Raw genomic sequence first — 21954 nt, 5'->3', positions numbered from 1 at the left:
GCTTTGTAGCACAATAACTCTGCAACTAGATAACTACACCTTCTTATGATGTAGCTTCAATTGTATACGCTTTCGCGGAATATCTACCTCTAATACTTTAACGATAATTTGCTGATGTAAACTCACATGTTCATTCACATCTTTCACAAAATCATCTGATAAATTAGACACATGAATTAAGCCACTTTCTTTAATTCCAACATCAACAAAACACCCAAAATTGGTGATATTGTTTACAATTCCAGGCAATAATTGACCTTCTCTTAAATCGTTTATGGTTTTTATGTTCTGATTAAAAGTAAACACTTTAGCCTGCTCCCTAATATCCAAACCTGGCTTTTCAAGCTCTTTAATAATATCTTCAAGCGTTAATAAACCAACTGTTTCGGTGTAGTATTTTTTTAGGTCTATTTTTTTAAGCTGTTCGGAATTCCCTATTAATTCGGATACCGATTTCCCTAAATCTTTGGCCATTTTAGTCACAACACCATAACTTTCGGGATGCACGGCAGAATCGTCTAAAGGATTTTTAGCACCTTTAATACGTAAAAATGCAGCCCCTTGCTGAAATGCTTTATCACCCAAACGTGGTACTTTTTTAATAGCATTTCTAGAGGCGAAGGCCCCATTTTCATTTCTATAGTTAAATATATTTTCAGCTAATTTGGGTCCAATACCAGACACATAACTCAGTAACGATTTGCTTGCCGTATTGATATTTACGCCAACAGCATTGACACAGTTTTCAACTACCACATCCAATTCTTTTTGAAGCTTAAGTTGATCGACATCATGCTGGTATTGCCCAACCCCAATAGATTTGGCTTCTATTTTAACCAATTCGGCCAAAGGATCTTGCAAGCGTCTCCCTATAGAAACGGATCCTCTAACCGTAACATCATAATTTGGAAACTCTTCTCTTGCTATTTTGGAAGCCGAATAAATACTCGCACCAGCTTCACTTACCACAAAAACCTGCACGTCGTTTTTAAAATGAACCTTTCTAATGAGGGCCTCTGTTTCTCGTGATGCGGTACCATTTCCTATAGCAATCGCCTCAATTTTGTAGGCATCGGCCAAAGAGCTGATTTTTTTCATAGCTCCAACACTATCACTTTTCGGAGGATGTGGGTATATGGTTTCATTATATTTCAACTGCCCTTGAGCATCTAAACACACCACTTTACAACCTGTACGAAAGCCTGGATCGATACCCATAACACGTTTTTCACCTAAAGGCGACCCTAGCAAAAGCTGCTTTAAATTCTTTGCAAAAACACTAATCGCCGATGCATCTGCTTTATCCTTTGCAATTTGCAAGGCCTCATTAACCAACGATGGCAACAGCAAACGTTTATATGCATCGTTAATAGCGAGCACAATTTGTTCGGCACAAGCATTTTGAGCACGAACCATACGCTGTTCAATTTTATCTAATGCACGTGCATCGTCAATTAATACTTTTGCCCTTATAAATCCTTCTTTTTCGGCTCTTAAAATGGCTAAAAACCGATGTGAAGGTATGCGGCTTAGATTTTCTTCCCAATCGAAATAATCTCTAAATTTTTGAGCGTTCTCGTCGTCGGCTTTCGTTTTCACCACTTTCGTAGAAAGCATAGCGAAACGCTCCAACTGATAACGAATTTGATTTCGTATATCGGTACGTTCGTTTACCCATTCGGCAATAATATGCCTAGCACCTTCTAAAGCGGCATCAATAGAATTTACATCGCCCTTTACATATTTGTAGGCAATAGACTCAACATCATTAGCATTCTGACTCATGATAATCTTGGCTAAAGGTTCCAAACCATTTTGCCTTGCTTTTTCAGCCTTTGTTTTACGGCTTTTCTTAAATGGTAAGTACAAGTCTTCAAGCGCCGTTAAATTGGTGCAATTCGCTATTTTTTGCTGAAGTTCAGCCGTTAGTACCTCTTGTTCTTCTAAAGCTTTTAAAATGGCATTTTTACGTTTTTCAAGCGCTTCAAATTGTTCTTTAAACTTAACAATCTCACCAATTTGAACCTCATCTAAGTTCCCTGTAGCTTCTTTGCGATAACGTGATATGAAAGGGATGGTGCAATCTTCATTTAATAATTCAACCGTGTTTCTAACCGATTTTTCTTGAAGTTGCGTATGTTGAACGATATATTTTATCATGAATTCTAACGAAATAAAAGAACGCTAAACTATAGAATTTCCCTGTGAAAATATTGAAATTCATGAAAGCTTTAATAGCATCTACCATATACCCTGAGAAAATCCAATAGTAATACGCAATCATGGAGACCGAAGTGAGGCATCTTCCCCTAATGATTTATAACCTTGGCGGAAACTCTGCGAAATCCCTTATGCGACTTTAAAAAGATCCTTCAGTCGTACCTCCTTCTGGATGACAGCATGACTTTGAATTTATATTAAGTCACAATGGTTCTAAAAGTGAGATTAATACGTGGCATATTTACGGTTTTTGTGGGCGGTAAACGGTGCATCCAGTAGGTTTGTGTGTCACCTTTCATGACTAATAAACTCCCTTTTTCTAATAATACTGAAACGGTTTGCTTTGATTCTTTATGCTTGAAAGAAAATTTACGGTCGGCTCCAAAACTTAAGGAGGCAATGGCTCCATTTTTTTTCAAATCCTTTTCAGCATCACTATGCCAAGCCATGCCTTCGCTGCCATTGTGATACAAATTAAGCAAGCAGGAATTATAAGTTTCGCCAGATTTGGCTTCAACGATGGCTTTCAGTTCTAAGAGCTCTTTCGTCCAAGGCAAGGCCGATTTTGTGGTTTTAGAATAAGTGTAATCAAAAGGTTTGTCGCCATACCATGCTACTTTACGTTTGGTTATGATGAGCTTTCCAAAAATAATGGCTTGATCATTTTCCCATGCTATGTTTTCCATTAAACGCTCAAAGTAATAAAGCGCTTGTTTCGCTGATATGACTTGACCATAATGGAGCACCTCGCCATCAAAAGGTAAGATTTGAGTTATGGGATTAGGATTAAACAAGTCCATATATGATGCAAATAAATGTAAATATAGGTACTAATTATACGAATAACGTTATTACGAAGAGATTCACAGAGCTGACACTAAGATTCACAAAGAAACTTGTCATTCCAATAAAGGCACGACTGAAGAATCTTTACATGAAATGACTCTAAATGATTAGAACGCTTCGATTACACGATTAAACAATTCAACAGTGATTTAGGCACAAATTCTATTGACTTTACGCTTATCGAATGTCTAAAAAATGCCTTTAAACCTCAATAGCTATTTAACCTTATAGCTTTGAAACTATGCAACTTTCTAACCTTCTAACTTTTTAACTTTATAACTTTATAACTATAATAAACAAAAAAACCTGTTCATGTTGGTACACATGAACAGGTTATATTTTATGGAAACTAACGATACCATGTTGCTAAATACTATTAACAACCAGAATGGTTTTACGCTACTTTCTTAATTAAATCGAAACAAGGGCATTTTTTACAGCGCTTGTTTTCTCCTTTTTTAAACTTTTTACAACAGCTACTTTTTACTTTTTCAGGAAGTTCGATTCCTAATTTACGTAATTTTTTCTCTGCCTTTTTTTGCTTTTTTTTGCCCACAATAGGATTCTATAATTAACACTTGTGGGCAAATGTAAATTATTTTAATTAAATCTAAATAAGATTAAATGTTAAAATTTATTGTGGCGCATCTGTTGCAGCGGTAGTTACGGTTAAATTTTCGATATCTCTATCAAATAAATACAGGCCACCTTTATCATCGCCAATCATATTAATCTTATCCAAGATCGTACGCGCTACAGCTTCTTCTTCTATTTGCTCGGCCACGTACCACTGTAAAAAGTTATGGCTTGCATAGTCCTTTTCTTGAAGACTAATATGTACCAATTCATTAATACTTTGAGACACATACACTTCGTGATCGAATAATTTTTCGAACATTTCTTTAAAGGAAGTAAAAGTCACATTAGGTGCTTTTAGCTCCGAAATTTTAGCATGCCCGCCACGTTCGTTTACGAACTTTACCAGTTTTAACATGTGCTCACGTTCTTCATCAGACTGTGCGTACATAAAATTTGCTACACCTTCCAAACCTTTAACTTCGGCCCAACAAGCCATGGCTAAATATATTTGAGAGGATTCGGCTTCTATTCTTATTTGCGTGTTTAACGCATCTTCTATCGTTTTTGATAACATAATGTTTGCTTTTTACGTAAAGTTACAGATTTCTTTATTCTTTTTTAAAAACAGTAAAAAGAATATCACTAAAACATAATGAGTCTTAATTAATTTAAATCAGAAAAAAAAAGACTGCTGAAACACCTGTTTCAGCAGTCTTTTTTTAGGAATAACTCGAAACTATTTTAGTTTCCAGCCTCTTGTTTAGCGTCGTTAATCATATCATCATTAGGTACGATTACGATATTAACACGTCTGTTTTGAGCACGACCTTCGGCAGTACTATTATCTGCAACAGGTTGTTCTTCACCAAACCAGTGCGTTGTTAATCTTCCTGAATTAACACCTTTTTGTTTTAAGAAACTAGTTACCGCATTAGCTCTATTTTTTGAAAGCGTCATGTTATAATTAGCATCACCTTGGCTATCAGTATGTCCTACTACTAATAAGTTAGTGTCAGGATAGTCCTGAATAATTCCAACTAATTTATTTAATGTGGTTTCAGACTCACCATTAATATTGTATTTGTTCGTAGCGAAATATACCCCACTACCATCTTCAAAAGTTACTACAATACCTTGATCAACACGCTCTACTTGAGCACCTGGAACTTCTTGCTCAATTTGTTGAGCTTGTTTATCCATTTTATTTCCAATGATAACTCCGGCTCCACCACCAATAGCAGCTCCAATGGCAGCTCCTAATTCGCTGTTTCCATGACCAACATTGTTACCAATAATGGCACCTAAAAGCGCACCACCCACAGCACCAATAGCAGCACCTTTTTGTTTATTATTCGCGTTATCTACAGCCTTACAATTCACAAAAGAAAATAAAGTGATCACTGCCAATAATACTATTGATGTTTTTTGAATATATTTTTTCATGTTATTTAATTTAACGGTTACTATTAATTTTTAAGGGATTTTATAATTAGTATTTACTGAAATGCCAAGTGATTACAAAAGGCTCATTATCTACGGTAAGGGCTTGTTCCCACGTCATAGTTGATTCAGAAATTGAAGTCAGATTAAAACGATAGCCTTGGTTCGTCATAGACTTTCCTTTAGCATCGGTTGGTTTTAATAAGAAATCGTATAGTCCTGATTGCTCATCTATTTTTTGGATGGTGAAGATAAAATGTCTCAGTCCCGAATTACAATCGGCGCCATCTATAGAATAGCTTCCTGTGTTGTTATTAGGTATGAAATTCCAAGTACTGCCTTCAAAGCATGCCTTATTATCTTCATTTAAAAGCGTCACATTAAACTCACCTTCTTCACTATAAGAAATCGCACTAAGAGTCCAATCGCCCTTAATTTCTTTTTTTGGTTTTACAGGCGCGGCTGTTTTACTAGATCCACAAGCCATAAGGCTTAAGGTCATTAATACTAATACTAATTTTTTCATGGATTATGGTTTTTATAAAGTTTTAAATAAATATAGTCATGTATATTCTATAAAACAAAAAAGAACGTTTTTTAGCAATTCTTTTAGCTGTATAAAAACCATCACTAACGCAATTAATTAAAACTTCAGATTTAGCAGCTAACTCATTTAAGGCATTAATATGAAATGCCGGACCTAGCTAATGGTTAACCCATTTGGTATGTTAGCCTCATCTGGATTAACGAAAACTAATTTTCCTTCGGCGTTTTCAGTCATTAAAATCATGCCTTCACTTTCTACACCACGAAGTGCTCTAGGGGCCAAGTTCACCAAAACAGTAACTTGTCTACCAATAATATCTTCTGGTTTAAAACTCTCGGCAATTCCAGAAACTATGGTACGCACATCGATGCCTGTATCAACTTTTAAAACCAATAACTTTTTAGCCTTTGGCATTTTTTCAGCTTCAATAATAGTCCCTACACGAAGATCTAGCTTAGTAAAATCATCGAAAGTAATCGTATCTTTTTGAGGCTCGACAGCTTTATTAGCAGCTTCGTTAGCCTTTTTACTGGCTTCTAATTTATCCAATTGTTTTTGGATGGTTTCATCTTCAATTTTAGAAAACAATAATTCGGCTTTTCCTATTTTATGTCCTGCGGAAAGCAGCACGTCTTTAGTTTTAACCTCGTTCCAATTTGTTGCTTCCGTATTTAAATTTAAAATGTTTTTAAGTTTTTCGGAAGTAAATGGTAAAAACGGTTCGCTTAAAGTCGCTAAAGCTGAAGCAATTTGAAGTGCCACATACATAATCGTTTTGGTGCGTTCTTCATCGACTTTAATCACTTTCCATGGCTCAGCATCGGCCAGGTATTTATTTCCTAGACGTGCTAAATTCATAAGTTCCTGTCCGGCCTCTCTAAAACGGTAGCGCTCTATAGAACTTGAAATCACATCTGGATATGCTTTTACAGCAGCTAAAGTCTCTTCATCGACAGCTTCTAAACTGTTAGGTGTAGGAACAATGCCTTCGTAATATTTATTAGTTAAAACCACCACACGATTGATGAAGTTCCCAAAAATAGCAACCAACTCGTTGTTATTTCTAGCTTGAAAATCTTTCCAAGTAAAATCGTTGTCTTTTGTTTCTGGAGCATTTGCGGTTAATACATAACGTAGCACATCTTGTTGCCCTGGAAATTCTTCTAAATATTCTGGTAACCAAACCGCCCAGTTTTTAGAAGTTGACAGTTTATTCCCTTCAAGATTCAAAAATTCGTTTGCAGGTACATTGTCTGGCATGATGTAAGAGCCTTCAGCTTTAAGCATCGCCGGAAAAATGATACAGTGAAATACAATATTATCTTTACCTATAAAATGTACCAATTTGGTATCTTTATCTTTCCAATACGGTTCCCAATCTTTCCCTTCTCGAGCGGCCCATTCTTTAGTTGATGAAATATAACCTATAGGCGCATCAAACCACACATAAAGCACTTTACCCTCTCCACCTTCAACAGGTACAGGAATACCCCAATCTAAATCGCGAGTTACCGCTCTTGGTCGTAAACCATCATCTATCCAAGATTTCACTTGGCCATACACATTAGGTTTCCAATCTTTTTTATGACCTTCAAGAATCCATTCTTTTAAAAAGGCTTCATGTTTATCTAATGGTAAAAACCAGTGCTTAGTTTCTTTTAGTGTTGGTGTATTTCCTGTGAGTGCCGATTTCGGATTAATTAAATCGGTAGCATTATGGCTAGTTCCACAAGCTTCACATTGATCACCATAACTTTCCTCGTTGCCACATTTCGGACAGGTTCCAACGACAAAACGATCGGCTAAAAACTGATTGGCTTCAGCATCGTATAATTGTTCGGTAGACTCTTCAATAAATTCACCCTTATCGTATAAAGTTTTAAAAAATTCTGAAGCGGTTTCATGATGAATAGGAGCCGAAGTTCGCGAATAATTATCATAAGTAATCCCAAAATCTTCAAATGATTTCTTGATAATCGCATGGTATTTATCTACGATATCTTGTGGTGTAACCCCTTCGTTCTTTGCTTTAATAGTAATGGGCACACCGTGCTCGTCACTACCACCAATAAAAGCAACATCGTTACCTGTTAAGCGTAAATAGCGCACATAAATATCGGCAGGCACGTAAACGCCCGCTAAATGCCCGATATGGATTGGGCCATTTGTATAAGGTAAAGCTGTAGTAACGGTGTATCTTTTTGGTGTATTCATCTAGTCTAAAAAAATAATTATGGGAGTCATAACAATAAACTTCCTATTTCGAAAAAGGCTTCCGTTTTTTTGTAATGACTGTTCTTTTAAGGCACAAAAGTAATCATTTAACAAGCGATTTAGAAAAAAAATGTACTTTTACATTATGGCAAAAAACCTTCTAACATTCAGCTTATTTTGCGCGTTTTTTTTCTTCGGAATTCAAAATTATACCGCTCAAAATGTTGCTGTTAAAACATCACAAAGCAGTTTGAAACAACCACCATATTTAGAAGCAGGCGATTCTGTTGCTATTGTAGCGCCTTCTGGCATTTTAAAAAACAGACAAGCTGAAATACAAAAAGCGCAAGCCCTTTTAAAAAGCTGGGGCTTACACCCTGTGGTTGGAAAACATGTATTTACACAAAACAATCATTTTGCTGGCAGTGATGATGAGCGCTGTGAAGATTTCCAAAACGCCATAGACGACCCTAGTATTAAAGCCGTTTGGTGTGCTAGAGGCGGTTACGGCGCTGTGCGTATTTTGGACAAATTGAACTGGACGAATTTTAAAAAGCATCCGAAGTGGATTATTGGATATTCAGACATTACAGCCCTTCATAGCGATGTCCATAATTTAGGTTATCAATCGCTACACGCTATGATGTGTACGAGTTTACAAGATCCTCCAGAAACTATTAAAGAAACTATTTCAACCTTTAAAAACGCCCTAACGGGAACGCCTATTTCCTATACTTTAAAAGGCTCTAGCTATAACAAACCAGGAACAGTTTCTGGCGAATTAGTAGGTGGAAATTTAAGTATTTTACAAACCATGTTGGGTTCTAAATCGCAAATAGAAACCAAAGGAAAAATACTATTTATTGAAGAAATTGGTGAATACAAATATCATATTGATCGCTTATTACAAAGCTTAAAGCGGGCAGGTTATTTTGACCATTGCGCAGGGGTTATTGTTGGCGATATGACCAAAATAAAGAAAAACACCACCCCTTGGGGTAGCTCTATAGAACAGCTTATTTTAGACGTTTTAGCCGATTACGACTTTCCTGTGGCCTTTAATATGCATGCAGGGCATGACAAAGACAATCGTGCTTTAATTTTTGGTCGTGTTGTTGATTTGACTGTTGAAAAAGAAAAATCTACAATATACTTCGAAAAATAACCTTGTTTTTTTGATAGCATCGGTTTCAACAGTTTCCTGAAAAATCAAATATAACTGACTTTTTAAACCGCTATATTTTAAGGTTTACTAGTTTACGAATTACCGACACTCAATTCTTCAAACGGACCAAAAAACTCGAAGTTAATATTTTCATCTTTCACACCTAAACCCTTTAGGATTGATAAGACACTAGCCATAAACGGCTTAGGTCCACAGAAATAAAAATCACTAGTGTTTTTAATCCCTAAATCACTCAATATTTCAGGTCTGAAATACCCCTTATAATCGTAGTTTACACCAAGACTATCAGAGGGTGATGGTAAATCAAACACTTTTACAAACCGTGATTTTTGACCTGCTGAAGCTTTAATTTCGGCATCGAATGCCTGACAAGCACTATTTTGAGCACATTGAATAAAAGTTAGATTATCGTGATGTTTAGAAGCTTCTTTAAACATACTTAATAAAGGTGTAACCCCCACTCCTCCGCTAATAAAAACAATTGGGTTTTTGGTAGGTTTCAAAACAAATTCACCGGAAGGCATGCCTAATTGTAAAACAGACCCCACTTCCGTATTGGAATGTATGTAATTAGAGACCATTCCATTAGGATTCCCTTCTTCTTTTTTAACACTAATTCTTAGATAATCTTTATCATTAGAATCGGATAAACTATAATTTCTAGTATGCTTGTGTGTCGTTCCAGGAATTTCAATAGTAATAGCTACATACTGACCCGAAACAAAGTTTGGGATGGGCTCGCCATCTTCTCTTTTTAGATAAAACGACGTGATATTAGAGCTCTCTTTAACTTTTTGAGTGACAACAAAGGGTTTCATACCTCTAAATCCGCCTTTACTCTTTTCTCTACTACTGTATAGCGCTTCCTCTCTAGTTACAAAAATAACCGCCAAATCACCATAGGCCTCTGCCCAGGCATCGATAATTTCTGGAGTTGCTGCATCTCCTAGTACTTTTTTTATGGCTATAAGTAAATTTTCCCCAACGATAGGATAGGCTTCTTTTGGGATGGATAAACTGGCATGCTTTTGTGCAATAAGCTCTACGGCATCACCAAGTTTTTCTAATTTTTCAATATGGACAGCATACTGAAACACAGCATTCGCTAGGGCCCTTTGCTGAGTACCTTTTTTTTGGTTTGCCATATTAAAAACACTCTTTAGCTCTGGATGCTTATCAAATAACATCTCATAAAACACCTTTGCGATGGCCTCTCCATGCTCTTCTAGAACAGGCGCCGTAGCCTTAACGATTTCAATTGTTTCTTTGCTTGCCATAATTAAATATTTTGTTTTTATTTAGCTGTAGTACTGATACTAAAGATAGTAATAAAAACGCTACAAAAATTAATTACAATTAAAATCGCGTGAAACATAGCGGAACATACACTGCTGAAAACAAGATAGATACACGCAAAAAACCCAGAAACACAAAGATAAGACCTGTAACATTTGCCCTCTGGTTTCATCACTAAAAAAGCCCTGAAATTTATTTAAATCCGCGCTCCTTTTGAATTTGTTCATAAGACGCCTGCACTTGCCTAAACTTTTCTTCGGCGCCTTTTTGATGTGCAGGTCCGAGGTGAATTACTTTATCCGGATGGTATTTTTTAGCCATTTTTCGGTAGGCTTTTTTAATCTCGTCGACAGAAGCCGATTTATCGATCTCTAAAACTTTATAAGCCGCATTGCTATCGTTATAAAACATAGCTTTAATACTTTCATAATCTCTTTCTGAAATCCCCAAATAGCCCGAAATCTTAAAAATTTGATTCACCTCATCTTGGGTAACAGCACCATCGGCTTTAGCTATTCCGAATAAAAAGTGAAGTAGCTGTAATCTTGAGGCGTGTTCCATCATTTGCCTAATTTGCAAACAAACCGGGCGAAGCTCAATCTGTTGCTTGTTGATGTTCTTAAAAAGTTTAAAGGCATGATTAGCACGTTCCTTTCCGTACATACCTACAAACTGCTGACGCACGAAATCCAATTCACGCTGATCTAATTTACCATTAGCCTTTATAACCGAAGAAGCTAAAATGAGTAAACTCACCTCAAAATCGCCCGATTGTGTTCGTGTTTGGGCTCTTTGTCTTTTATCGAAGGCTTCCTTATCGGAAAAAAAAGGATCAATACCCTCCGACATCGAATCAATTAAACTCCCTAATGCCACACCAATGATAGCGCCTATAGGCCCTCCAAACGACCACCCAATAGCACCACCAATCCATTTTGAATAACTCATGTAAGTATTTGTTTTAATAAACGTCAAACCACATCATTACATATTTCTTTTAATTAGAAAAGACTTGTGTATGATAGCGTTTACGCTCAGCTAAAATTTTAAATTTAATTTATGAGCGTAAATATAATATTTGTTAATGGATTGCTTTACGCAATTGTAACACAATTGGTATCTTTGCAATCTAAATTGTTAATAATTAAAATTTAAAAATATGTATCCAGCAGAATTAGTAAAACCAATGCGCGAAGATTTGACCAAAGTTGGTTTTGAAGAATTACATACAGCCCAAGAGGTTGATGCTGCTTTAGCAAAAGAAGGAACAACTTTAGTGGTTGTAAATTCAGTTTGTGGTTGTGCCGCTGCTAATGCACGTCCAGGAGCAAGAATGAGTTTAGACAATGCCAAAAAGCCGAACCATATTGTAACGGTTTTTGCTGGGGTTGATAAAGAAGCTGTTGATGCTGCACGTGGTTATATGGTACCTTTCCCTCCAAGCTCACCAAGCATGGCTTTATTTAAAGATGGTGAATTAGTTCACATGTTAGAGCGTCATCATATTGAAGGTCGTCCAGCCGAACTTATTGCAGACAACTTAAAAGATGCTTACAACGAAAACTGTTAAGCCATAAAAGTTTATATTATAAAAAAACCACGATCTTTAGTGCATCGTGGTTTTTTTATGCCCGCGTATTTGAGGCCACACCAGTTTAAAAGTAGCTTTTTGTTATGATTTTAAAAACAATCAAAAAAAGAAAAAAAATGATTTTAGCATTGATCGTTATTGTATTAATTATTCAAAAATGCACCGTTTTAGATCTGTCGCCACTAGCGCTGGTAAACAAAAATAAATATACCGACTACAAATATTTACATGAAGGGGTTCGCAATCCAAATACTGAAATTGTAAAAGTTTCAGATACACCATACAACACCATAGGTTACGATGAAAAACACAACTATTTTGTGGTATATAGTGATGATCACATTCATAAAATAAACAGCGCCGGCGTTGAAATATTCAAAATAGCCAAACACAACACCTCTTTTACCGAACTAGGTCCCTACATCTTTGAAAATGATTCGGTTTACGATTTAACTGAGAAATACATAGGAAAAACCGAAATAAAAGAGGTAATACCCTTTTCTATTGAAACACATCATGAAGACAATTTCACTAAGCTACTAGAGCAGTATTACCATAAAGCCAGCGCTGTGTATTATGCCAATGTTGGACCTTATGGTCCCGAACATCTCAAAATTTATTTGAAAACAGCAAACACATGGACGCTCTTAAACATTTTAAAAAAGGGCTACACATTTGGAGAATCTTATGGTGGCTATGATAACTTCCTAAAAGCATTCCCCGAAAAATACCAACGTTATATTTACCTAAAAAACCCAGTAAATCAAGTATACTCATCACGTAATGCTGGTAGTGAGACTTTTTCTTCAATACCCGATGACATCACACTTACTATGGAGGACAGCTTGGAATATCCAGAGCACAAAAACATTAAGGTATCTTATTTCAAAAAACAAAAGGTTGCAAGTGTTATCGCCTATACAGGTATACCTGTTTCTTTTTCGGGTCCCGCATATATCAACATAAAAATAAGTGGAAACGTATTTAAAGTTAAAGAAATGGGACATAAAAGCGCAGGGATTTCTTTTGGTATACAACACTTTATCTCCTATTATATGCTTCCTAAAAATTTCGAAAAACAAAGTAACATTAGTTTTCTAAAGATTTTCCCCTCTGCGAGCAATCTAAATTCAGGAAGCGAAGGTTTATATGTAATTAGACCATTGTTAAATAAAATAATTTAAGCATCATTTAATCAAAACCAAGATTTACTTATTTTTGAACCATGCGAAAAATCATCTCATACCCAGTAAGTATTATTTATGCTTTTTTCTTTTTTATAACCCTTGTTATTTTTCACGGTTTACAATGGTTTGCCTTTAATGTTTTTGGTTATAGTGTGCATAAAAAAGTTGTCGATGCCTTGCAATTCGCTTTAATGCGCTGTGCCAATATTTTAGGCACCCGTTTTACATTTACAAACCCTTATAATATTGATACTGATGTGCCCTTAATAATCGTGGCGAACCACCAGAGTTTACATGATATTTACCCCATCACTTGGTATATGCGCAAACACCATCCTAAATTTATTAGCAAAATAGAATTAGGAAAAGGCATACCTAGTGTTTCGTATAATTTACGACATGGTGGAGGCGCCTTAATAGATCGTAAAAACCCACGTCAATCTATTCCCACTTTAATGAAGTTTGGCGAATATATTGAAACGAATAAGCGCGCAGCAGTAATTTTCCCTGAAGGTACACGTAGTAAAGACGGGACTCCAAAACCTTTCCAAACCAAAGGCTTAGAAATATTATTTAAAAAAATTCCTTCGGCGCTTGTAGTCCCTATCACGATTAATAACTCATGGAAAATGTTAAAATACGGGAATTTCCCTATGGGTTTAGGTACTCATATCACATTTACCGTGCATAAGCCTTTAAAAGTTAGTACCTTTGCAGATAAGCAAGAGCTAATACATAGTATTGAAACTACTATTACAAACAGTATAGAACCATAACATTACAATCCATGTCATTGAAAAATAAAAGATTAGAAGTCATGCAGTTTTTAGAAAAAGACGTTGACATGCTAATGGAAAAATATTTAATTCCTATAGATTCCATCTGGCAACCAACTGACTTTTTACCCAATTCTGAAACTACCGATGACAAGTTTTTCGAAGAGGTTAGAGAAATTAGAGAACTAGCCAAAGAACTCCCTTATGATTTTTGGGTGGTTTTAGTAGGTGATATGATTACTGAAGAAGCCTTACCTACATACGAATCGTGGCTTATGGATGTGGAAGGTGTCGACCAAATGGATGGTAAGGAAAATGGTTGGGCCAAGTGGGTACGCCAGTGGACTTCCGAAGAAAACAGACACGGTGATGTACTTAACAAATACCTTTATCTTTCTGGAAGGGTAAACATGAAAGAAATTGAAAAAACCACCCAGCATTTAATTGCCGATGGTTTTGATATTGGTACCGATAGAGATCCTTACAAAAACTTTGTATACACCAGTTTCCAAGAGTTGGCAACATATATCTCGCACAACCGTGTAGCTAAAATTGCGAAAGACATGGGCAACAAGCGTTTGTCTAAAATGTGTAAAATTATTTCTGGTGATGAAATGCGTCACCACCATGCCTATTCTGATTTTGTTGACCGTATTTTCAAGGTAGATCCAAGCCAGATGATGATGGCTTTTCATTATATGATGAAACAAAAAATTACCATGCCTGCACATTTCTTAAGAGAATCGGGGGGTAAAATAAGTTCTGCTTTCGAAGAATTTTCAAATACAGCGCAACGTATTGGTGTTTACACGGCTACTGATTATGTAGATATCCTTCAGAAATTAATAGACCGATGGGAAATTGATAAAATTACCGGATTAAATGATGAAGCTGAAAAAGCTAGAGATTATTTAATGAAACTTCCGTCGCGAATGTATCGTTTATCTGAGCGTATGAAAGTGCCAGAAAACTCATTCCAGTTTAAATGGGTAGAACCAGCGATTATTAAATAGATTGTTGATTCGTTCAACTGAAAATACAAAATTATAAAAACACAAATCCATTCCTTTCAGTTTAACTGGAAGGAATTTTTTCATTTAAAACATGTATACTTCCGAAGTCATCATTAATAAAACCATAGCCTTTGTGAAAACCACTTTAGCCGATGCTGAAGGTGGTCATGATTGGTTTCATATAGAACGCGTTTACAATAACGCTTTACTCATTTCTAAGACTGAATCGGCCGATGCATTAGTCGTAACTTTAGGAGCCTTACTTCACGATATTGCCGATAGTAAATTTCACGATGGCGATGAAACCGTTGGACCAAAAATGGCTTCACGTTTTTTAGCTGAGCTTCATGTGGATACAGCTGTAATAAATCACGTAGTAAACATCATCAAACACATATCATTTAAAGGAGGAAACGAAACTCAAAGTTTTAAATCGGTAGAGTTAGATATTGTACAAGATGCCGACCGATTGGATGCCATAGGCGCCATAGGTATTGCGAGGTGCTTTAATTACGGAGGGTTTAAAAATCGAGCGTTGTATAATCCAGATATTGCTCCTAATTTAAATATGACCAAAGCCGAATATAAAAACTCAACGGCACCTTCTATCAATCATTTTTATGAAAAGCTCCTATTATTAAAGGATCGTATGAATACCGAAACAGGAAAGAAAATAGCTTTAGAACGCCATAATTATATGTTAGGGTTTTTAGATCAGTTCTATAAGGAATGGGAAGGACAGAATTAATAATGTTACCAAAAAAAACCTCAGATTGGATAGTACCAAACTGAGGTTTTTATTTTATATCATAAAGGATAATCTCCTAGCTAATCATCTTCTTGATTTCCTTTCTATAACTTGAGGCGCTTTTACCTGTAATATCATTAAAGGTTTTATTGAAGTGTGAAAAGTTATTAAATCCGCATTCGAAACAAACATCAGCAATACTCATTTCTAACTCTTCAGAAAGTAATTTTGTGGCATGAACCACGCGGTATTCATTTACAATTTGTGTAAAAGTCTTTCCGGTAGCCTTTTTAAAGTATCTACAAAACGCAGGAACCGTCATACTCACCTTATCGGCAATTTCATCTAAAGCTATATGGTGTGTAAAGTTTTTATTCACATATTTAAAAATCACACCTATTTTAGCACTGTCTTGAGCTTCGGCTTCGAAAGCCAAACCATCGGCATTTAATAAACTGTAATCGTCTGTTTTTGATAAATAGTGTAAAATCTCCAAAAACTTAATCACACGTTTAAGTCCATTATATTGAAATAACTTTTCAATTTTCGGACCTAATTTTTGTTTGGTTTCCACTTTAAAGCGAATACCCTTTTTAGCTCTTTCAAATAAAGCTGCGACATTGGCCATTTCAGGAACACTTAAAAAATCGTCTCCTAAAAAATTAGACTTAAATTGTATGGTCGTTTCTGTACCATTTGCTGTTAAACGATCTGTAAAACCATTATGTGGTAAATTAGACCCAATTAATATTAATTGACTATTGTTAAAATAAGACAAGTGTGTACCGATATGAGTTTTACCTTGTCCTTTATTTATATATATAAGTTCTAATTCTGGGTGGAAATGCCAGAAGGCACCGTTCTTATCTACCTGTTCTACATGCTGTTTGACCAAGATGGAGCTACCAAAACTTGGGCTTAGCTTCTTTAATGTGGGTTTCTTAGCAATCATAACCGAGGTTGTTTTATTAGCAAAATTAATACTTATTATGCATACATTGTATATTTATTTAACTCAAATATATGTTAAATTAACTTCACATACAGTTAACAAATCGTTAACAGATAAAATAGCATATAAATAAGCCAAAATTGATGTTTTGCACCTTCTACATCTCACATATCTTTGTACCGTTGAACGTTATAAACGACTCATTATGAAAAACGTACTTACACTAACTAAAAAAGGAATCCTGATGGTAGCTATGCTAGCGACGGTTTTAGGATTCGCTGAAGGAGATGCTAAGGTTATCGTAAAGAGAGACGCTAAGAAAACGTCTATAACATTAGAGGATGTCAAACAAGGGGATTTAGTTTCTATTAAAGACAACCAAGGTATCATTATTTTTAAAGAGTCAGTGGAAACCACTGGAACTTATAAAAAAGGATTTGATTTAACAGATTTAGCCAGTGGCGAATATGTTTTTGAAATTGATAAAGATTTAGAAGTAAACATGATTCCATTTACAGTAAGTGCTACTGAAATAGAATTTGATGAAGCTGAAGAATCAACATACTTTAAACCTCATACTAAGAAAGAAGCCGATTTACTATATGTAACGAAACTTTGCTCTAACGATGAAACAGCTATCATTAGTATTTTTAATGAAGTTGAACAAGGTGCTTACGAAATGATTCATTCTGAATTAGTAGAAAATGCCTTTATGATCAAGAAGGTTTATAAGTTGAATAAAGGAAATTATAAAATTACAATACACTCTAATAACAAGGAGTACACGAAATTCATTAATAATTAGTTTAATGTCTTATTTAGTTTAGTTTAGTTGGTAAAGTGGGCTGTGGTGGCCCACTTTTTTTTTGCCTTTTTTTTACTAAGCAAAACGTAAAATTCTTGACTGTTTCCTTTCTCACAGGAGCATAATAACCATCTCAATAGGCATTAAAATAGTATCATAATCCTTTTAAAGTTAATATAACACATATTATGATCAATTATGGTGTTTTGAAATGAGGATCTCTACATTAATTTTACAACGTAAACCTCTCATTTTGAAAAACATAACCAGTCTCTCACAAACCTTCCTTCTTTTAATAGTCTTGCTATACCATATACAAGGTCATGCGAAGAAAGCTGCTTACTATAATATTAGTCATACCAAAGAACAATCGGTTCTAACCTTGAACGATATTCCTCAGGGAAGTTCTGTAGTCATACTCAATGATAAAAAGCAGGTCATTTTCAAGAAACACCATTGGAACATTAAATCGGTTGACCTACAATTTTTAAATGATGGCCGCTACACGTTTAAAATAATAAACGCTGAGAACATTATGAGAATTCCCGTAATTATTTCATCGGGAATAGCATTCATAAATAACAAGGAAGCACTAATTTCTCTTAAACAATTTCAAAGTTTTTGTCATATTAAAAATATCTACGAACATAGGTCGCAAATTACGCTATACACAGAGCCTAAAAAACACAAAATCGATCTATACAAATCATATTAATAATTCTCAAACAGATTAATGGCAATAACGGTGTACTTTCAGTGCTCCGTTTTTTTTTGAGTCACCTAAAAATTATCAAAATTACCACTAAAATATGCTCAATTACCCTAGGTAATAACAAATGCCAGGATGACAGTTAATATGGTATATAAATACGTCAATTGCAGTGTTTTGTAACACATATACCTCACTTATCTTTGTAGTATCAAAATAGAAAATTTATATATTATGAATAACATATTGACTTACACAAAAAAAGGATTATTAATCGCAGCATTATTAATTTCTACCTTAAGTTTCGCAAACGAAAACACATTTTACAGTATCATTGTAGAAGCTAACAAAACAACATTAACTTTAAATTACGCTAAAGAAGGAACAGCCTTAGCGATTAAAGACGTTAGCGGATCTGTATTATATTCTGAAAACATTAATACAACCGGAAGATACAAAAGAGAGTTTGACCTAAACTTTTTACCAAACGGAAACTACTACTTTGAATTAGTGAAAGATTTAGAGATTAAAGAAATTCCTTTTACTTTAAATTCTGGAGTTGCTGAATTTAATGAAGAAAAAGTGGTTTACAAACCATTTATTAGAGTAGAAAACGATCTAGTATATATTAGTAAACTAGCTCTAGATGGCGAACCTTTAGATGTAAAAATCTATTTTACTGAAAAAAACAAATTCAATTCGACACTTGTTGTTTCAGAAAAGTTACAATCTAACGATAAAATCGAAAAAGTTTATAAGTTAGAAGGTAAAGATAAAGGTGAATACCAAATCATATTACATTCTGCAAATAGAAGCTTCGAAAAAAAGATCTAAACATATCTCAGATTTATAGCATAAGGGTAATCTTTAAAAAGGTTACCCTTTTTTTATACAAGGGATTAGGTTAAAAATTAAAATATTAGTCAATCTGTACTCGAAACAGAATTTCAAGCTAATAAAATTCAATGGATATGGGAATCTAAAATAAATTCAGATTGACGTACAATCGAATTAAAAAGGCCAGTTCTTTTTTTATCCCGCTTTTTAAACAGCATTCACAAAGAAATCCTAGTTCCAACTTCGATGAAAGACATGGGATAAAACTCACAAAACAAAACAAAATTACCTCAGATATATACTATATTAACTTAACATAAAATCAACATAAATATAACAGATAATCTAGCATATAAATTCGTCAATTCCCATGTTTTGCAGCACGTACTTCTGCAATATCTTTGTGGTATACAAAAAGATAAAATTATTTTACTATGAAAAATATAATTACAAACACAAAAAAAGGATTCTTACTAGTAGCATTATGTGTATCTATGGTAAGTTTCGCCAATGAAAATTCATTTTACAATGTTACTATTGAAGCAAACAAAACAACTTTAACTATTAATAATGTAAAAGAAGGAAGTTTACTTTCACTTAAAGATGCTTTAGGACATGTTATTGCTTCAGAAACTATTAAAACATCTGGAAAATACACTAGAGAATTTGATTTATCATTCTTAGCAAACGGAGACTACATGTTCGAAGTTGATAAAGATTTAGAGATTAAAGAAATTCCTTTCGCAGTAAAATCTGGAGTAGCATTATTTAATAAGAATGAAGAAAAAGTGATTTACAAGCCTTTCATTCGTGTATCTGGAGATATGGTATTTGTAAGCAAATTAGCCATTGATGGTGAACCATTAGATGTTGAAATCATTTTTACTCCTAAAAACAGCGGTAATTCTAGTGTTGTAGTTTCAGAAACCATTAAAAATAAAGATAAAATTGAAAGAGTTTACCAATTAAGTGGTGCAAAAAAAGGAGAATACCAAGTGATCCTTTACACTGCAGGTAGAAAATTCGAAAAAAAGATCTAAGAGATTTTAGTTTAGTTTAGTTGATAAAAAAGGTGATCTTAAAAAAAAGGTCACCTTTTTTTGTTTTTACTAATTAGCACGGCTTTGAAATTAATGAGATATAAACCCTAAACAAAAACATTATTTAGACTCACCTATAATCCCCTCCTGGGCGAAAGTTTCTCCTTTTTTTAAAATAACACAACCTCACTCAAGTTATCACATGAACTCTTGAAGTACCTTTCAAACTTTTAATCATTGCCTCTTTGTAACTCTGTGACTGACTGAAAAAATTCTGACAAATTAACCTGATTGTATGCTAAATTACCCTATAATAAATACAACAATAACACAGCAGACAATATAGTATATAAATTAGTCAATCCCCATGTTTTGCATCATAGCTTTCTGCTATACCTTTGTCGTGTACAAAGATTAAAACAATAGATTATGAATAACATATTTACACTTTCAAAAAAAGGCATCCTACTAGTAACATTATTTGTTACTATGCTAAGTTTCGCTAACGAAAATTTATCTTACAGCGTTGATGTTGTTGGAGCAAAAACAACCTTTACCTTAAACAGTGTGCAAGAAGGTAGCGCATTATCGATTAAAGATACCCATGGAACTGTACTTTATTCGGAAATGATAAAAGTAACCGGCAGATACTCTAGAGCATTTGACTTAACTTTTTTAACCAATGGCAAATACAGATTTGAGGTTGAAAAGGATTTAGAAATTAGAGAAATTCCTTTTTCTATTACCTCAGGAAACGCTATTTTCAATAAAGGAAAAGAAAAAACGGTTTATAAACCATTTATTAGAGTTGCTGGAGACTTCTTATACATTACGAAACTAGCAGTAGATGGTGAACCGTTAGAAATAGACATCTATTACACAAGCAAGGCAGGTAATGATCAAAAATTAATTCTTTCTGAATTAGCTTCAAACGAAATAAAAATTGAAAGAGCTTATAAACTTGACGGTTTAAATTTTGGAACCTATAAAGTCGTATTACGTTCTTCTGACCGTATTTTCGAAAAATCAATTTAACAATTTAAAGTTATATTTTGCTGAAAAAGGTGGATCTTATGAAAGATCCACCTTTTTTGTTTCCATTAATTTAAAAAAGAGCGCGGAATAAAGGGCATTTATTAACCTTAAAACAACCTAAAAATAACAGGTAAAATAACACATAAACACGTCAATATCAGTGTTTTATATTTCGTATTTAGTTGTTAAGTTTGATATGTTGAACGTTAAAAACACTTTATTATGAAAAACGTACTTAAACATTCAAAAAAAGGAATCTTGATGGTAATTATGTGCACTGCCATGTTAAGTTTCGCAAATGAAGTTTCATTTTTCAACATTAAAAATGAAACATCAAGCACCTCTCTGGTTTTAACACGATTAAAGGCAGGGAACCTACTATCTATTAAAGATAGTCATGGCGTGATAGTACATAAAGAAGTGATACAGGCAACAGGGAATTTTTCTTCGAAATTTGATCTTACATTATTGCCAAATGGCGCTTATAAGTTTGAAGTCGATAAAGGCCTTGTAATTAGTTCTATTCCTTTTACTGTTAAATCTGGATTGGTACTATTTAGTAAAGAAGAAGAGCAAATCATTTATAAGCCACATACGCGTGTTGAAGGCAATGTGGTTTACATTAGCAAATTGGCTTTAAATGGCGAACCTCTTAAAATTCACATATATGCTGTAGCCACAGGATATGAAGGTCTTTTATATTCGGAAACCATAGAAAACACGACAAACATTGAACGCATTTATCGATTAAATGGTTTAGAAGATGGCAGTCATAAAATTGTTTTCGAAACCGAAGGCAGAGAATTTATTGAACACCTTTAAAACAATTAAGAACCACTTATTAACTACTAAAAAGAGGGCTGTACTAGCCCTCTTTTTTCGTAATATGTATTTAGAAGTAGTGCTCTTCCAAGAATTTGTATAGTGTAAACT

General features: G+C 34.5%; 20 protein-coding genes. 11 read left to right on the top strand and 9 right to left on the bottom strand.

The genetic code is table 11. The features are described from left to right. Positions 1-33 precede the first annotated feature (33 nt). The 6 genes from JJL45_RS03960 to metG form a co-directional block, all read right to left on the bottom strand. Positions 34-2160, bottom strand: coding sequence for a Tex family protein (locus tag JJL45_RS03960; RefSeq protein ID WP_068603408.1), 2127 nt, complete (start codon positions 2158-2160; stop codon positions 34-36). A 257-nt stretch (positions 2161-2417) separates the two neighbouring features. Further along, complete coding sequence (locus JJL45_RS03955; RefSeq protein WP_068603404.1) at positions 2418-3020, bottom strand: alpha-ketoglutarate-dependent dioxygenase AlkB family protein; 603 nt, start codon at positions 3018-3020, stop codon at positions 2418-2420. Positions 3021-3700: 680 nt separating this feature from the next. Further along, positions 3701-4219, bottom strand: a complete 519-nt coding sequence (locus JJL45_RS03950; protein ID WP_068603402.1) for a ferritin — start codon at positions 4217-4219, stop codon at positions 3701-3703. A 167-nt stretch (positions 4220-4386) separates the two neighbouring features. Then, positions 4387-5088 (bottom strand): OmpA family protein, encoded by a 702-nt coding sequence (locus JJL45_RS03945; RefSeq protein WP_068603400.1) that lies wholly within the window; start codon positions 5086-5088, stop codon positions 4387-4389. 46 nt (positions 5089-5134) lie between these two features. Then, entirely contained in the window at positions 5135-5611 is a 477-nt protein-coding gene (locus JJL45_RS03940; RefSeq protein WP_068603398.1) for a lipocalin family protein, read from the bottom strand. A 174-nt stretch (positions 5612-5785) separates the two neighbouring features. Next, on the bottom strand, positions 5786-7846 hold the full coding sequence (gene metG / locus JJL45_RS03935; RefSeq protein ID WP_068603396.1) for a methionine--tRNA ligase: 2061 nt from the start codon (positions 7844-7846) through the stop codon (positions 5786-5788). A gap of 145 nt (positions 7847-7991) precedes the next feature. On the opposite strand from metG, the gene JJL45_RS03930 reads away from it, so the two are divergent. Further along, positions 7992-9011 carry an LD-carboxypeptidase gene (locus JJL45_RS03930; RefSeq protein WP_082935935.1) on the top strand — a complete coding sequence of 340 codons (1020 nt, stop codon included), beginning with the start codon at positions 7992-7994 and terminating at the stop codon, positions 9009-9011. Between the two features lie 92 nt (positions 9012-9103). On the opposite strand, the gene hmpA is transcribed toward JJL45_RS03930, so the two are convergent. Continuing rightward, on the bottom strand, positions 9104-10309 hold the full coding sequence (hmpA, locus tag JJL45_RS03925; protein ID WP_068603394.1) for an NO-inducible flavohemoprotein: 1206 nt from the start codon (positions 10307-10309) through the stop codon (positions 9104-9106). Positions 10310-10520: 211 nt separating this feature from the next. Continuing rightward, positions 10521-11276 carry a TerB family tellurite resistance protein gene (locus tag JJL45_RS03920; RefSeq protein ID WP_068603393.1) on the bottom strand — a complete coding sequence of 252 codons (756 nt, stop codon included), beginning with the start codon at positions 11274-11276 and terminating at the stop codon, positions 10521-10523. 211 nt (positions 11277-11487) lie between these two features. On the opposite strand from JJL45_RS03920, the gene JJL45_RS03915 reads away from it, so the two are divergent. The 5 genes from JJL45_RS03915 (at position 11488) to JJL45_RS03895 (ending at position 15643) form a co-directional block, all read left to right on the top strand. Continuing rightward, positions 11488-11898 (top strand): BrxA/BrxB family bacilliredoxin, encoded by a 411-nt coding sequence (locus tag JJL45_RS03915; protein WP_068603391.1) that lies wholly within the window; start codon positions 11488-11490, stop codon positions 11896-11898. Positions 11899-12035: 137 nt separating this feature from the next. Continuing rightward, positions 12036-13103 carry a hypothetical protein gene (locus JJL45_RS03910; RefSeq protein WP_202664259.1) on the top strand — a complete coding sequence of 356 codons (1068 nt, stop codon included), beginning with the start codon at positions 12036-12038 and terminating at the stop codon, positions 13101-13103. A gap of 41 nt (positions 13104-13144) precedes the next feature. After that, on the top strand, positions 13145-13882 hold the full coding sequence (locus tag JJL45_RS03905; RefSeq protein WP_068603386.1) for a lysophospholipid acyltransferase family protein: 738 nt from the start codon (positions 13145-13147) through the stop codon (positions 13880-13882). 11 nt (positions 13883-13893) lie between these two features. Then, positions 13894-14895, top strand: coding sequence for an acyl-ACP desaturase (locus JJL45_RS03900; RefSeq protein WP_067146844.1), 1002 nt, complete (start codon positions 13894-13896; stop codon positions 14893-14895). Between the two features lie 91 nt (positions 14896-14986). Further along, positions 14987-15643, top strand: coding sequence for an HD domain-containing protein (locus JJL45_RS03895; protein ID WP_068603385.1), 657 nt, complete (start codon positions 14987-14989; stop codon positions 15641-15643). Between the two features lie 76 nt (positions 15644-15719). Here JJL45_RS03895 and JJL45_RS03890 read toward each other — a convergent pair whose 3' ends face one another. Beyond that, positions 15720-16595: an AraC family transcriptional regulator gene (locus JJL45_RS03890; RefSeq protein ID WP_067146840.1), complete on the bottom strand. Its 876-nt coding sequence runs from the start codon at positions 16593-16595 to the stop codon at positions 15720-15722. 205 nt (positions 16596-16800) lie between these two features. Between JJL45_RS03890 and JJL45_RS03885 the strand changes: the two genes are divergently transcribed. The 5 genes from JJL45_RS03885 (at position 16801) to JJL45_RS03865 (ending at position 21843) form a co-directional block, all read left to right on the top strand. Continuing rightward, complete coding sequence (locus tag JJL45_RS03885) at positions 16801-17400, top strand: hypothetical protein (RefSeq protein WP_067146838.1); 600 nt, start codon at positions 16801-16803, stop codon at positions 17398-17400. Between the two features lie 943 nt (positions 17401-18343). Beyond that, positions 18344-18943, top strand: a complete 600-nt coding sequence (locus tag JJL45_RS03880) for a hypothetical protein (RefSeq protein WP_068603381.1) — start codon at positions 18344-18346, stop codon at positions 18941-18943. 437 nt (positions 18944-19380) lie between these two features. Beyond that, entirely contained in the window at positions 19381-19986 is a 606-nt protein-coding gene (locus tag JJL45_RS03875) for a hypothetical protein (RefSeq protein ID WP_068603379.1), read from the top strand. Positions 19987-20415: 429 nt separating this feature from the next. Continuing rightward, positions 20416-21021: a hypothetical protein gene (locus tag JJL45_RS03870; protein ID WP_068603377.1), complete on the top strand. Its 606-nt coding sequence runs from the start codon at positions 20416-20418 to the stop codon at positions 21019-21021. Between the two features lie 222 nt (positions 21022-21243). Next, a complete protein-coding gene (locus tag JJL45_RS03865) occupies positions 21244-21843 on the top strand; it encodes a hypothetical protein (RefSeq protein ID WP_068603375.1) in 600 nt (199 codons plus the stop codon). The last annotated feature ends 111 nt before the right edge of the window (positions 21844-21954 follow it).

This window comes from Tamlana sp. s12 (assembly GCF_016767215.1).
Classification (GTDB): Bacteria; Bacteroidota; Bacteroidia; order Flavobacteriales; family Flavobacteriaceae; genus Pseudotamlana; species Pseudotamlana agarivorans.
This window is presented reverse-complemented; position numbering and strand designations above follow the sequence as displayed.